The sequence below is a fragment of the Paraburkholderia sp. JPY419 genome, from assembly GCF_050435705.1.
Lineage (GTDB): Bacteria > Pseudomonadota > Gammaproteobacteria > Burkholderiales > Burkholderiaceae > Paraburkholderia > Paraburkholderia youngii.
The window spans coordinates 2,800,000-2,813,848 of sequence record NZ_JBNDKV010000004.1; the positions used below are offsets into that span (position 1 = coordinate 2,800,000).

Annotated in this window: 10 protein-coding genes; 3 read left to right on the forward strand and 7 right to left on the reverse strand. The window is 64.3% G+C overall.

Annotation, left to right across the window (positions count from 1 at the left end):
- Nucleotides 1–48 precede the first annotated feature (48 nt).
- Nucleotides 49–1,416, forward strand: coding sequence for an MFS transporter (locus QFZ91_RS41375; protein WP_429570838.1), 1,368 nt, complete (start codon nucleotides 49–51; stop codon nucleotides 1,414–1,416).
- A 111-nt stretch (nucleotides 1,417–1,527) separates the two neighbouring features.
- Here QFZ91_RS41375 and QFZ91_RS41380 read toward each other — a convergent pair whose 3' ends face one another.
- The 3 genes from QFZ91_RS41380 to QFZ91_RS41390 all read right to left on the reverse strand — a co-directional run bounded on the left by QFZ91_RS41380 (nucleotide 1,528) and on the right by QFZ91_RS41390 (nucleotide 4,718).
- Nucleotides 1,528–2,283, reverse strand: a complete 756-nt coding sequence (locus QFZ91_RS41380) for a TetR/AcrR family transcriptional regulator (protein WP_176379355.1) — start codon at nucleotides 2,281–2,283, stop codon at nucleotides 1,528–1,530.
- 105 nt (nucleotides 2,284–2,388) lie between these two features.
- Entirely contained in the window at nucleotides 2,389–3,678 is a 1,290-nt protein-coding gene (locus QFZ91_RS41385; protein WP_429570839.1) for an NAD(P)/FAD-dependent oxidoreductase, read from the reverse strand.
- 107 nt (nucleotides 3,679–3,785) lie between these two features.
- A complete protein-coding gene (locus tag QFZ91_RS41390; RefSeq protein WP_429570840.1) occupies nucleotides 3,786–4,718 on the reverse strand; it encodes a dihydrodipicolinate synthase family protein in 933 nt (310 codons plus the stop codon).
- A gap of 159 nt (nucleotides 4,719–4,877) precedes the next feature.
- Here QFZ91_RS41390 and QFZ91_RS41395 point away from each other — a divergent pair, with 159 nt between their 5' ends.
- Complete coding sequence (locus QFZ91_RS41395) at nucleotides 4,878–5,831, forward strand: LysR family transcriptional regulator (RefSeq protein ID WP_176379359.1); 954 nt, start codon at nucleotides 4,878–4,880, stop codon at nucleotides 5,829–5,831.
- A 309-nt stretch (nucleotides 5,832–6,140) separates the two neighbouring features.
- Nucleotides 6,141–9,254 carry a transglycosylase domain-containing protein gene (locus QFZ91_RS41400; RefSeq protein WP_429570841.1) on the forward strand — a complete coding sequence of 1,038 codons (3,114 nt, stop codon included), beginning with the start codon at nucleotides 6,141–6,143 and terminating at the stop codon, nucleotides 9,252–9,254.
- 5 nt (nucleotides 9,255–9,259) lie between these two features.
- Here QFZ91_RS41400 and QFZ91_RS41405 read toward each other — a convergent pair whose 3' ends face one another.
- From QFZ91_RS41405 to QFZ91_RS41420, 4 genes are all read right to left on the reverse strand, one after another.
- Complete coding sequence (locus QFZ91_RS41405; RefSeq protein WP_429570842.1) at nucleotides 9,260–10,504, reverse strand: ROK family transcriptional regulator; 1,245 nt, start codon at nucleotides 10,502–10,504, stop codon at nucleotides 9,260–9,262.
- Nucleotides 10,505–10,546: 42 nt separating this feature from the next.
- Nucleotides 10,547–11,350: an ATP-binding cassette domain-containing protein gene (locus tag QFZ91_RS41410; protein WP_429570843.1), complete on the reverse strand. Its 804-nt coding sequence runs from the start codon at nucleotides 11,348–11,350 to the stop codon at nucleotides 10,547–10,549.
- A 20-nt stretch (nucleotides 11,351–11,370) separates the two neighbouring features.
- A complete protein-coding gene (locus QFZ91_RS41415; protein WP_176106521.1) occupies nucleotides 11,371–12,360 on the reverse strand; it encodes an ABC transporter permease in 990 nt (329 codons plus the stop codon).
- A gap of 97 nt (nucleotides 12,361–12,457) precedes the next feature.
- Entirely contained in the window at nucleotides 12,458–13,459 is a 1,002-nt protein-coding gene (locus tag QFZ91_RS41420) for a sugar ABC transporter substrate-binding protein (RefSeq protein ID WP_429570844.1), read from the reverse strand.
- Nucleotides 13,460–13,849: the final 390 nt, after the last annotated feature.

Here is a 13,849-nt window from a genome sequence, read left to right on the forward strand (position 1 = left end):
GGCCGCGTAGAGACCGGCATCCAAGCTGATCGAGGAGACCAGTACGACATGACGCAATCGTTCCAATCCAGTTCCGCGGGCTCGCCCGCGCAGAGCAAGTCGGCCAGCCCCGCGCGCCGTTCGAAAGCCCGTTATCAGATCCTCGGACTGCTCGCAGTCGGCACGATGATCAACTATCTCGACCGCACCGTTCTGGGCATCGCGGCGCCGCAGTTGACGAAGGAGCTTGGCATCAACGCCGCCCTGATGGGCCTGCTGTTCTCCGTGTTTTCATGGAGCTACGTGGCTTCGCAGATTCCGGGCGGCCTGTTTCTCGACCGTTTCGGCAGCAAGCTCACGTACTTCCTGTCGATGACGTTCTGGTCCCTGTGCACGCTCGCGCAGGGGCTCGTGGGTGGCATCGCCGGCTTGTTCGCGTTCCGTCTCGGCCTTGGCGTTTCGGAAGCACCGTGCTTCCCGACCAATAGCCGCGTGGTCGCCACGTGGTTTCCCCAAAGCGAACGCGCGATGGCGACCGGCACCTACACGGTCGGCGAATATATCGGCCTCGCGTTTTTCAGCCCGTTCCTGTTCATGCTGATGGGCGCGTTTGGGTGGCGCTCGCTGTTTCTCGTGGTCGGCGGCGTCGGTATCGCGTTTGGCGTGGTGTGGTGGCTGATGTATCGCGAGCCGCGCGATCATCCGTCGGCGAATCAGGAAGAGCTCGACTATATCGAGGCGGGCGGCGGTCTCACGCAACGCCACAAGGATGTCGCGGGTGCGGCCGATACGGCGGCATCGAAGACGAGCGGCTTTCAATGGCGCACGATCGGCCAGCTGCTCAAGCATCGTCAGCTGACCGGCATCTGCCTCGGCCAGTTCGCGGGCAATTCGACGCTGGTATTTTTCCTCACGTGGTTCCCGACGTATCTCGCCACCGAGCGTCACATGGCGTGGCTGAAGATCGGCTTCTTCGCGATCATGCCGTTCATCGCGGCGTCGATCGGCGTGATGTTTGGCGGTGTGTTTTCCGACTGGCTGCTGCGTCGTGGCAAATCGCCGAACGTCGCGCGCAAGCTGCCGATCATCGCCGGTTTGCTGCTCGCATCGACGATCATTCTCGCCAACTATGTCGAGAGCAACGTGATCGTGATCGCGATTCTGTCGGTGGCGTTCTTCGCGCAGGGTATGGCCGCGCTCGGCTGGACGCTGGTGTCGGATATCGCGCCCGAAGGCCTGCTCGGCGTGACCGGCGGCATCTTCAACTTCGCCGCGAATCTGGCGGGTATCGTGACCCCGCTGGTGGTGGGCCTGATCGTCGCGGCGACCGGTTCGTTCGTCGGTGCGCTGGTGTTCATCGGTGTCATCGCGTTGATCGGCGCGCTGTCGTATATCTTCATCGTCGGCGATATCAAGCGGATCGTGCTGGCGGATTAGGCTTCCTGTTGAGACGTCGCTTCAGGTGACGGGTGTCGAAGCGAAAAAAACGGGATGTGGTGAAAGCCACATCCCGTTTTTCATTTTCAGCCGGTCGCTACGCAACCGGCGTCAATCGTCCTTCTTCACGAACCGCAAGATCGCATCGACGATCATCGCCCGATGCCGCGCGCGCAATCGAGGATGCGACGGATCGCGCCCGAACGCGGTGCCGAACGTATGCCGGTTGCCCACGCGATGAAAGCACAGCGAACTGATCATCAGATGCAGATCGATCGGATCGATGTCGCTGCGGAACTGGCCGGCCGCGATGCCGCGCGCGAGCAGATCCTCGATCGTGTGAATCACAGTGACGTTGCGTCCTTTGAACGTCTTGACCTGCTCGACGTACTTCGCGCCGTGAATGTTTTCAATGGTCACGAGGCGCACGAAGTCGCGCTGCCGGTCGTGGTAGTCGAACGTGAATTCGACCAGCGCGCGCATGCCCTCGACCGGATCGAGTTCGCTGATGTGCAGATCCTGTTCGAGCGCGCGAATGTCTCCATACACCTTTTCCAGCACCGCCTGGTACAACCCTTCCTTGCTGCCGAAGTAGTAGTACAGCATGCGCTTGGTGGTGTTCGTGCGCTCCGCGATCGCGTCGACGCGTGCGCCCGTTAGTCCCATCGCGGAGAACTCCTGGGTCGCGACGTCGAGGATGTTGCGCTTCGTCTGCTCGGGATCGTATTTGCGTGGGGCGTCCGCACGCCGGGCTTCAACACGCCGGGCGTCGGCTCGCTTGGTGTCGGTACGTCGCGCGTCGGCGTGCGGTGCGCCGGACACGATGCCGTTGGTATCAGGCTCGGCGGCCTTGCTTCCCTTTTTCATTGTGGTTTCGAGCGGCAGTGACGGCGCATTCTAGCATGGCGAAATGGGCCTCTGGCGCGGGTCTCGGGCATCGGTGCAGGTATTTCGGAGGGGCCTGGGTGGCGCTTACGCGACCGGTCGCGCGGGCCGGCGGCGCGCGGCGAGGGCGTCGCGTGTTTGCATCGCGGTGTACGTGAGCTGCGCGGCCGCGAGACCGAGCGCGCCGTATGTGCGCGTGAGGCCGAAGCTCGCGAATGCATCGGGCACCGGCCGTTCACCGCAGATCGCCGCGGCCAGCAATTCGCCCGACACCGTGGTCGGCGCCATGCCGTGTCCGCCGAAACCGACCGCGTACCAGACGCCGTCCGTGCTCTGGCCGATCTGCGGCATCTTGTGCCGCGCGTAGCTCATTAGTCCGCCCCACGCATGCTCGATGCGCACGTCGCGCAGCTGCGGATACACCTTCAGCAAGTCCTGCCGCAGAAGACGCGCGATCGCCTCGGGCTCGCGATCACGCACCGAGATGCGGCCGCCCCACAGGATGCGCGTATCGGGCAGCGGCCGATAGTAGTCGAATGCGAAGCGGGTGTCGTAGACCGCGGCGCGCGTCGCGATCGCGTCGTTCAAGCGTTCGCCGAGCGGCTCGGTCGCCATCACGTAGGTGGCGATCGGCAGCACCGCGCGCTCGACGCGCGCGTACACGTTGCGCGCATAGCCGCCGCCCGCCATCACGACATGACGCGCGTCGAGCGCGCCTTGCGATGTTTCTACGACGAAGCCCGCGCGGTCGCGCCGCAAGCCGACGACCGGCGAGCGCTCGTGGATCGTCACGCCCGCTTGCGCGGCCGCCGCGGCGACGCCGAGGACGTACTTGAGCGGATGAAAATGGAACGCGTTGCGCTCGAACAGTCCGCCGTGATAGCGGTTCGTTTTCAGTTGCGCGGCGAGTTCGTCGGCGGCGATGGGTTCCCAGTCGACGCCGAACGAATCGCGCATCAGACGCCGTTGCGCTTCGAGACGTGCTGGTTCGTCGAACCAGTTCGCGAGGATCACCCCGGCATCGGTTGCGTCGCAATCGATTCGATAGCGCGCAATGCGTTTGCGCATCAGCTCGACCGCGTCGGTGGTCAGCGCATAGAGTTCGCGCGCGCGTGCCGGGCCGAGCGTCTTCAGCAGGTCGGCGCAATCGAGGCTATAGCCGCCGAACACGAAGCCGCCGTTGCGTCCCGATGCGCCGAAGCCGACCTGCTGCGCTTCGAGCACGACGACGTCTTCGACGCCGCGCTCGGCGAGTCCCAACGCGGTGGAGAGTCCCGCGAGTCCGCCGCCGATGATGCAGACGTGCGCGCTGCGTCGACCGTTGAGCGGCGCATAGGCGCAGGAGCGAGTGACGGTGGCTTCGTAGAAAGTTTGCATGGGGCGCGAGCTCGTGGACACGCCCTAGGTTAGCGGCAATCGCGTGTCGCCGTCCAGCCCGCGGAAGCCCGCACGTCGGCGGGCGCCCCGCTGCATTTCAACGTGTGTTATCGACCCCAGCGCAACACCAGCGGATCGAGCCGGCGCGCGATCTTCAACAGCCCTTCGCGCGTCGCCGGATGCATCTGCGGCAGCGGATGACGCACCGCGTCCGAAGCGATCACGCCGCCTTCCTTCATCAGCGCCTTGCACGATGCGAGGCCGCCCTGGCGGTTCTCGTAGTTGATCAGCGGCAGCCACTGCTGATAGTGCGCGGCGGCGCCCTCGGTATCGCCGGCCGCATAGGCATCGATGATCAGGCGGATGCCATCGGCATAACCGCCGCCCGTCATCGAGCCGGTCGCGCCCGCATCGAGATCGGCCATCAACGTGATCGCTTCCTCGCCGTCCCACGGACCGACGATCGCGTCGCCGCCCAGTTCGATCAGCTCGCGCAGCTTGTTGGCGGCCTGTGGCGTTTCGATCTTGAAGTACGACACGTTGTCGATCTCGCGCGCCATGCGGGCGAGGAACGGCGCGGACAACGGCGTGCCGCTGACCGGCGCATCCTGGATCATGATCGGAATCTGGATCGCATCGGACACCGTGCGATAGAACTCGTAGATGCCGCGTTCGCCGATGCGGATCGTCGCACCGTGATACGGCGGCATCACCATCACCATCGCGGCGCCCGCAGCCTGCGCGGCGCGGCTGCGCTCCGCGCACTGGTACGAACTGAAGTGCGTGGTCGTGACGATCACCGGCACACGGCCCGCGACATGTTCGAGCGAGAGATGCATCAGTGTGCCGCGCTCGTCGTCGGACAGCGCGAACTGCTCGGAGAAGTTCGCGAGAATGCACAAACCGTTCGATCCGGCGTCGATCATGAAATCGAGGCAGCGCTTCTGGCCTTCGAGGTCGAGGCGGCCGGCGTCGTCGAAGATCGTCGGTACGACGGGGAAGACGCCGCGCAGGGCGGGGGAGTTTGACGCTTGGCTCATGGCGATGTGGTCCGTGCTGGGATGGAAGGATTGCGCTCGAGCCCGCGAACGAGCGGCGCAACTGGATGAATGTCTCCTGCGGCGACTATACGGCGCTTGGCCTCGCAGGTATATTGAATTGTTTCCATATCGTGATCGCTTTTGCGACTCACCCGCCCAATGAAAGACACGCTCAACCTCCTGCTGTCGAAGCTGCGCATGAAGCAGCTGCATCTGCTGATCGCGCTCGACGATCACAAATCGCTGCACAAAGCGGCCGGCGTGATGTCGATGACGCAATCGGCGGCGAGCAAGGCGCTACAGGAGCTCGAATCGATGCTCGACGCTCCGCTTTTCGAGCGCTCGAAAAGCGGCATGATCCCGAACCAGCTCGGCCATTGCGTGATCCGCTATGCGCGAGTCGTGACGTCGGACCTCACCGCGCTCTGCCAGGACGTCGCGGAAATACGTTCGGGGCGTGGCGGGCGGCTCGCGCTCGGCGCGATCATGGGCGCGATTCCCGACTGCGTGGTACCCGCGCTGAACCAGTTGCATGCGGCGCAACCGGGTCTGTCGATCGAGGTGGTCGAAGACACCAGCGCGCGGATGCTCGCGCAGCTCGACGACGGCCGGCTCGATCTGGTGGTCGGCCGCGCGGCGGTCGCGGCCGATCCGTCGAAGTATCAGTATCGCCCGCTCGGCGACGAGCCGTTGGCGGTGGTGGTCGGGTATCAGCATGCGCCGTTGCCGCGTCGCGAGATGACGTTGAGCGAGCTCGGCGGGCATCGCTGGGTCATGTATCCGTCACATATGCCGCTGCATGCGCTGCTCGAACGCGAGTTGGATCTCGCCGGCCTCGACATGCCCGACAATCCGATTTCGACGGCTTCCACTTTCGTGACAGTCGCGCTGCTGCAAAGCAGCGCCGAACTCGTTTCGCTGCTGCCGAGCGCGATTGCCGGGCCGTTCGTGCGGCACAAGATGCTGCGCGTCGTGCCGGTCAGGCTCAAATCGCCATCGCAGACTTTCGGCATCGTCACGCGCAAGGGCGGCGTGCTGTCGCCGCCGGCGGAGCGGTTCATCGCGCTGTTGCGCGCGCAGACACAACGGACGCAGACGAAAGCACGAGCTTAGCCGCACCGCCACCGGCTTGCTCGGCCGTTCGCCCGGTTGCCGGTAAGAATGCCAGCCAAAAAGCGACTTTATTTCGGCAAGGGCCGCCAGAAACGGCAAAACCGCCCGAAAAGGCGGTTTGGTATTCGGGTGAAAAGACCTTCAATATCTCATGCCGGTTCGCGTTTTGTCATTCGACGCCAGCGGGTGTTGTAGCCGCGACACTGTCGCGTCAATCTGAGCCGATGACGGTTTCTCGTTCCGAGCTACACTGGTTTATATGAACTGAGCCAGGCTGGACATCCTGGCCATCGCTCGGGGAGAGCAGCCATGAATCGGCCACCGCTTCGGTTTCCGCTTCGCGCGACCAGCACCGTGACCGTGCGGAGTTGGCGTTGGCTCAAATGGGGCCTGGCCGCGTTTTTCCTGCTCGCGATGGCGCTGATTGCGCGGCTCGTGCAGATCGAGATCGAGACCTCGCGGCTGCAGGCGCGCTACCTTTCCGAGCTGACCCGCGACGTCGGTTTCTCGGTCGCCGACGGTCCCAGTCATTCCATCCGCTTTCCGCAAGCCGACAAGGGCCCGTACGATGCGCGCCTCGGCTACGCGCTGTTGCCTGCCATTCAGCAGCGCCTGTTGCAGCATGGCTTCGAAATCAGCTCGCAGGCGCGCGATTCAGAACGCATGCTGTCGCTGGCCGATGACGGCCTGTTCCTGCCTTACGACGAAAAAGACACGGCAGGCCTGCAATTGTTCGACGGCACTGGCGTGCCGCTATACAGCGCTCAGTTTCCGGGCCGCGTGTACGACAGCTTCGACGCGATTCCGCCGCTCGTCGTGAACTCGCTGCTGTTCATCGAAGACCGCTATCTGCTCGATCCGGGTCAGCCGAACCGCAATCCGGCGATCGACTGGGGGCGCTTCAGCCGCGCGCTCGTCGACCAGGGCGCGCGCGTTTTCAATCGTCATCAGCAGACGCCGGGCGGCAGCACGCTCGCGACGCAGATCGAGAAATTCCGTCACTCGGCGGGCGGCCGCACCGCGACGCCGCCGGAGAAGCTGCGGCAAATCGCGTCTGCGTCGGTGCGCGCGTATCTGAATGGACCGCAAACACTGCCCGCGCGCGAACAGATCGTCGTGCACTATCTGAACTCGGTGCCGCTCGCCGCGCAGCCCGGCGTCGGCGAAATCAACGGGATCGGCGATGGTCTCGCCGCCTGGTATGGGCGCGATTTCCGCGAGACCAACCGTCTGCTGAAGGCGCCGTCGACCGACGCGAATCTGCCCGACCAGGGCCTGGCGTTTCGCGAAGTGCTGTCGCTGATGATCGCGCAGCGCGCGCCGTCGTTTTTCCTGCAGCGCGGCTATCCCGAGCTCGAACGGCTGACCGACAGCTATCTGCGGCTGCTCGCGAATGGCGGCGTGATCAGCGCGCAGTTGCGCGACGCGGCGTTGGCGGCGCACGTCGAACTGCATCGCGCACCGCGCAGCACGCCGGACCTCGGTTCGTTCGTGTCGCGCAAGGCCGTGACGTCGATGCGCTCGCATCTGCTCGCCGCGCTCGGCGTGCGCAGTTTCTATGAACTGGACCGCCTCGACGTGCAGGCGACGGGCACGCTGAACAATGACGTGCAACAGGTCGTCGCCGAGCGCCTCGCCGCCGCCGCGACCAAAGACGGCGCGAAGGCCGCGGGGCTCGTCGGCTACGAAATGCTGCGCGGCTCCGACGATCCGACGCATATCGCCTACAGCTTCACGCTTTTCGAACGGCACGGCGACGCGAACCTCGTGCGCGTGCAGACCGATAGCGTGAACCAGCCGTTCGACATCAATTCGGGCGCGCGCCTGAACCTGGGTTCGACCGCGAAACTGCGCACCGTCATCACGTATCTGCAGATCGTCACCGATCTGCACACCCGTTACGCCTCGCTGAGCAATGCCGAACTGAAAGCAGTCACGCCCGATCCGAACGATCGGCTGACGCGCTGGGCGATCGACTATCTGCTGCACACGCGCGATCACTCGCTGCAGCCGATGCTCGACGCCGCCGTCGAGCGTAAATACTCGGCGAGCCCCGGCGAAACGTTCTTTACGGGCGGCGGCGCGCAGACCTTCACGAACTTCGAGTCCGACGACAACAGCCGCATCCTGACCGTGCATCGTGCGTTCCAGCATTCGGTGAACCTCGTGTTCGTGCGCCTGATGCGCGATATCGTGCACTATGAAATGGTGCAGACCACCGGGCCGTCGTCGGAATGGCTCGGCGATACAGCGACCCGCAAGATGTATCTGACGCGTTTCGCTGATCAGGAAAGCCGCGTGTACATGAAGCGTTTCTACACGAAGTATCACGGCAAGACGCCCGATCAGCAGATCACGCTCTTGCTTCTCGGCGTGCGCAAATCGCCGCCGAAAGTGGCAACCGCTCTGCGCAGCGTCGCGCCGGATCAATCGAACGCCTGGTTCAACAAGATGATGTACGCGGCGCTGAAGAACACCCCGTCGGCTTCGATGCTCGACGACGAAGACCTCGCGAATCTGTACGACAAGTACGGCATCAACCGCTTCAACCTGAACGACCGCGGCTATATCTCCAGCGTGCATCCGCTCGAACTGTGGACGCTGAATTATCTGCGCAAGCATCCCGATGCGACGCTCGCGCAGATCGAAACCGCAAGCCAGGACGTGCGACTGACCACCTACTCGTGGCTCTTCAAGACGCGCTATCACGCGACCCAGGATCGCCGCATCAAGCGCATGGTCGAACTGCGCGCGTTCGACGCGATCGGCAAATCGTGGCAGGCGCTCGGCTATCCGTTCGCGTCGCTGACGCCGTCGTATGCGGCGGCGATCGGCGCGTCGGGCGATCGTCCGGCGGCGCTCGCGCAACTGATCGGCGTGATCGCGAACGGCGGCAACAAGGTGCCGACCGAAACGCTGACGCAAATCGACTTCGCGAAGGATACGCCGTACGAAACGCATTTCAGGCGCGCGGTGATCGCGCCGCAGCAGCAGGTGTCGCCGGAGATCGCGAGCGAGGTACGGATGCTGTTACGTGATGTCGTGACGGGGGGTACCGCGAGGCGCCTCGCGCAAGGTATGACGTTCCCGAACGGCGAAACGCTCGAAGTCTATGGCAAGACCGGCACCGGCGATCAGCGCTTGAACGTGTATGCGAAGGGCGCGCGCTTGATCGAGTCGCGCAAGGTGAATCGCAGCGCGACCTTCGTGTTCGCGCTCGGCGACCGCTTCTACGGCACGCTGACCGCGTGGGTGCACGAGCCCTACGCCGCGCGTTACGACTTCACGAGTGCGCTGGCGGTGCAGTTGCTGAAGTCGATGGCTCCGGCGTTGCAGCCGTTGCTCGATAAGCCGGTTCAGAAAACCGTGACGACGGTGCCGGCGCAAGCGCCGCCAGCAGCGACGAAAGTTGCCGCGCACTGAACCGCTTACCGCTCGTCAAAACCCGCCTCCGACGCCGCCGGCTTCAGAAACAGCTCATGGACCGGTGCGAAATGCCCATAGAGCGGCAGAATCGCACCGCCCATCGCGCGGGCGTCGGCGCCGATCGCGCCTTCCAGCAATTGCGGCCGCACCATCCCTTCCCATTCGAAACGATCGAGCACGCGCTCGGTGCGGCGAATGATCTCGCGCAGCAATAGCCGGTCGAACTCGCCGTCGATCACGACGGCTTCGAGATCGAGCAGCGCGGCCGCGTTGGTCAGCGCGTTTGCGATCGCCGGGCATGCGCTATCGAGCCATTGCTCGGTATGCCGCCACAACTCGGGCGACAGCGCGCGATGATCGTGCGCCGCGGCGGCGGGCGCGCCCGCATCGCTGAACAGTTGTTCGAGCACGAAGCCCGATGCCGCGTGCAGCAACTGCCGCGCCGGTTTGCGTGCGCTGCCTTCGCGCAGCGGGATCGAACCGACCGCGCCGGCGTTGTCGTGCGGACCGCCATGCAGACGGCCGTCGATCACGAGTCCGCCGCCGATGAACGTGCCGACGAACAGATACAGAAAGTTGTGGATGCCGCGGCCCTGGCCCATCACGAGTTCGGCCGCGCACGCGGCCGTGGTGTCTTTGGCGAACTCGACGGGCAGGCCGCTTATCGTCGCGATGCGCGCGCGCAGATCGATGTCGTTCCAGGCTTCGAGCGCGCCGGGCGGCGCGCCGAGAAAGTCGCGCCAGCCGCCGAGCCACAACGGCGCCGCGACGCCGACGCCAACCACTTTGCCGGCCTTCGCACCGAGGGTCTGGTTCACGCGCGCGAGTTTGCTTTCGAGCGCGGGGAACAGCGTTCGCGGGTCGGGATACGCATACTCGAACACGTCGCGGCACACGATGCGCCCGGCGAAGTCCATCGCGAGCACGTCGAGACTGCGGCGTCCGACCTTGATGCCGATCGTGTACGCGCCGTCCGGGCGCAACGCGATCGGCACCGACGGCTGGCCGATCTTGCCGCGCACGCGCGCCTGTTTTTCGAGCAGGCCGTCGGCGATCAGCCGATCGACGATCATCGACACCGTCTGCATCGAAAGACGCGTGAGGCGGCCGACCTCGGCCTTCGGCAGCGGGCCATGCAAGCGGATCGTTTGCAGCACGATCCGCTCGTTGAATTGCCGCATGCCGACCTGGTTCGAGCCGACCGTGCGTTTGACCGGCGAACGCGGGCTGGTGCTGGAAGTGTCCATCGTCGTGTATCGGCCTCGTGGCTCAGCGGGTTGAGCGGCGCGTCACGCGATTGCCTTCACGTCGGCTTCCTTCGCGCCGGTCATGATCGCGACCGCTTCCGACATGTGCACGTCCTTCGTATTGACGAGCGCCGCGCGCCGGCCGAGCCGCTGAATATGGATGCGATCGGCGATCTCGAACACGTGCGGCATGTTGTGGCTGATCAGGATCACCGGCAAACCACGATCGCGCACGCGCCGGATCAGTTCGAGCACCATGTTGCCTTCCTTCACGCCGAGCGCGGCGGTGGGCTCGTCCAGAATCACCACGTGACGCGCGAACGCCGCGCTGCGTGCCACCGCGACACCCTGGCGCTGACCGCCGGACAGCGTTTCGACCGCCTGGCGCATCGAGCGGATGCCGATTTGCAAGTCTTTCATGGCCGCGGTCGCTTCGTCGAGCATGCGGCGCTTGTCGATCATCTTGAACAGCGAGCCGCGCCACCCTGGCTTCAGCAATTCGCGCGCGAGAAACAGGTTTTCGGCGATGCTCATCGCCGGTGCGACCGCGAGTTCCTGGTACACGGTCTCGATTCCTTGCGCGCGTGCATCGAGCGGACTGCGGAACTTGACCGGTTTGCCGTCGAGCAGAATCTCGCCTTCGTCGGGCACCGTGGCGCCGGAAAGCGCCTTGATCAGCGACGATTTGCCCGCGCCGTTGTCGCCGATCACCGCGAGGATTTCGCCCGGCAGCACTTCGAAATCGCAACCGTCGAGCGCGGTCACGTTGCCATATCGTTTGACGAGCCCGCGTGCTTGCAGAACCGGCATGCCGGCGGACGTGGAAGGGGAGGTGGAGGTCAGCATGACAAGGCTCCTGTGCGGGATCAACGGCCGCGGTGCGAGAGTTTATCGGCGGCGACCGCGAGAATCACGAGGATGCCGGTGATCAAGACCTGGTACACCGAGGACACACCGATCAGCGTCAGGCCGTTACGGAACACGCCGACGATCAGCGCTCCGAGCAAGGTGCCGACGATCGACCCGCGTCCGCCGAACAGACTCGTGCCGCCGAGCACGACCGCGGTGATGCTGTCGAGGTTCTCGGTTTGCCCGGCCTGCGGGTCGCCGACGCCGGTGCGCGCTACCGACAGCAGCGCGGCGATGCCATAGATCGCGCCGGCGAGCGTGTAGACGATCAGCAGAATCCGCTGCGACGACAGGCCCATCAGCCGCGCGGCCTCGGCGTTGTTGCCGAGCGCGTACAGATGCCGGCCGGGCACCGTGTCGCGCAGCACGAACCACGTGGCCAGATACATCAGCAGCGTCAGCACGGTGCCGTACGTGACTTCCGCCGGTCCGAGCCTGAACGTGCTGCCGAAGAACATGATCGCGTCGGGCAGGTTCGACACGCTTTCCGCGTTCGAGTAGATCTGCGTGAGCGCAAACGCGATGTTCAGCGTACCCAGCGTGACGATGAACGCGGGAAGTTTGATGCGTGTGATCAACAGACCGTTCAGTAAGCCGAACAATGTGCTGGCGCCGATGCCGCATAGGATTGCGAGAATGGGTGGCACGCCGAGCACGACCGCGAACTTGGTCATGATGATCGAGCCGAAGGCCATCACCATGCCGCAGGACAGATCGATGCCACCGGTCAGCACGATCAGCGTCTGGCCGATCGCGATGACCGCGACGACCATCGTCTGTTGCAGGATCAGCGACAGGTTCTGGAACGACAGAAAGCGGCTGCTCTGCGAAATAAAGAATGCGCAGGCCAGCACCAGCGCGATCAACGGTCCGATTTCGGTCAGCGATGGCAGATGCTCGGAGAAAGACGGGCGCGGGCGGCCGGCGGGCGCGGAAGGAGTCGACATGATGGCAGTCCTCGGTACATGAGCGTGACCTGAAGGTCACGCGGCGAATCAGATGGCGGCCCGCTACGACGCGCAACGGGCCGCTGTGCAATGCGCGTTACTTGCCCCAGCAGTTATCGAGGCCGAACTTCGTGTCCTTGCTATCGACGCCGGACATCGGTCTATCGGTGATCAGCGTGACGCCGGTGTCCTGATACCCGGAGACTTTCTTGCCGGTCTTCGCGTAATCGACGCCGGCGCTGACGCCGAGCGAGGCCATCTTCAGCGGATACTGCTGCGAGGTCGCCGCGATCGCGCCGGCCTTCACATTGCGCACGCCTTCGCAGCCGCCGTCGATCGACACGATCATCACGCCCTTGTCCTTGCCCGCTGCCTTCAGCGCGCGATACGCGCCGGCCGCGGCCGGTTCGTTGATCGTGTAGACCACGTTGATATCGGGTGCCTTCTGCAGGCAGTTTTCCATCGCGGTCTGGCCTTTCGCCTGATCGCCGCGCGTGTCCTGGCTGCAGACGATCGACGCATCGCCTTCCTTGACACCGAAGCCTTCGAGGAAGCCGTTGTGACGCAGTACGCCGACCGACACGCCCGGTGCGAGATCGAGCGTGGCGATCTTCGCGGGTTTGCCGTTCAGCGCGGCCTTCGCATATTTGCCGATCAGCACGCCGGCCTTGAAGTTGTCGGTCGCAAAGAGGGCGTCGGTCGCGTCCTGCGGATCGGTCGGCGTATCGAGCGCGACAACCATCACGCCGGCCGCGCGCGCCTTCTTGATGCTCGGCACGATCGCCTTGGTGTCGCTCGGCGTGATCAGGATCGCTTTCGCGCCGGCCGTCATCATGTTTTCGATCGCGGTGACCTGGCTCGCGTTGTCGCCGTCGAACTTGCCGGCGGCCGTGATCAGTTTCGCGCCGTCTTTCGACGCGGTCGCGTCCGCGCCCTGGCGCATCTTGACGAAGAACGGGTTCGTATCGGTCTTCGTGATCAGGCCGATGACGGGCTGGTCGGCGGCCTGACTCGCGCTCGCGCACCACAGCGCCGCTGCCGCGGCACACATCGATACGATTGTCCTGACGACAGGACGCCTGTGGAAATTCAGATTCATGAGACGCTCCTCCAGTTATTGGCAACGACGTGTGAGACTGCTGATAGATCGAAACTGCAAAGTTGCTGGGTCGACGTTCGGCGATGACGCTTCGATTCGACGTGGTCCGAACGAAATCACCTAAATCACTTTGGTTGATTTAGTACAGCAGGCGCGCAGCCGATCGTCAAGGTAATGCGAAAGCGGAAATTTGCCGCGCGGCGCCCCGCGTGCAGGCTGAAAGGCTCGCGTGGTAAGGCTTTGAAGGCGTGTTGCGGTGCAAAGCAGCGCGTTTGTGCTTCGGGAAAGTCCTGGATCGACTGAAAGCTATTTGAAGCTTGAGCGATGGCTTTTAAACACATTTCGCGGCACGTAACGCGCTTTTTCAGTGTTCGCTGAATCCGGAGGCGA

Coding starts and splice junctions, on each gene's coding strand:
- QFZ91_RS41380 (WP_176379355.1), bottom strand. CDS start 2,283: ATGAAAAAGGGAAGCAAGGCCGCCGAGCCTGATACCAACGGCATCGTG.
- QFZ91_RS41410 (WP_429570843.1), bottom strand. CDS start 11,350: ATGCTGACCTCCACCTCCCCTTCCACGTCCGCCGGCATGCCGGTTCTG.
- QFZ91_RS41390 (WP_429570840.1), bottom strand. CDS start 4,718: ATGAGCCAAGCGTCAAACTCCCCCGCCCTGCGCGGCGTCTTCCCCGTC.
- QFZ91_RS41415 (WP_176106521.1), bottom strand. CDS start 12,360: ATGTCGACTCCTTCCGCGCCCGCCGGCCGCCCGCGCCCGTCTTTCTCC.
- QFZ91_RS41375 (WP_429570838.1), top strand. CDS start 49: ATGACGCAATCGTTCCAATCCAGTTCCGCGGGCTCGCCCGCGCAGAGC.
- QFZ91_RS41420 (WP_429570844.1), bottom strand. CDS start 13,459: ATGAATCTGAATTTCCACAGGCGTCCTGTCGTCAGGACAATCGTATCG.
- QFZ91_RS41385 (WP_429570839.1), bottom strand. CDS start 3,678: ATGCAAACTTTCTACGAAGCCACCGTCACTCGCTCCTGCGCCTATGCG.
- QFZ91_RS41395 (WP_176379359.1), top strand. CDS start 4,878: ATGAAAGACACGCTCAACCTCCTGCTGTCGAAGCTGCGCATGAAGCAG.
- QFZ91_RS41405 (WP_429570842.1), bottom strand. CDS start 10,504: ATGGACACTTCCAGCACCAGCCCGCGTTCGCCGGTCAAACGCACGGTC.
- QFZ91_RS41400 (WP_429570841.1), top strand. CDS start 6,141: ATGAATCGGCCACCGCTTCGGTTTCCGCTTCGCGCGACCAGCACCGTG.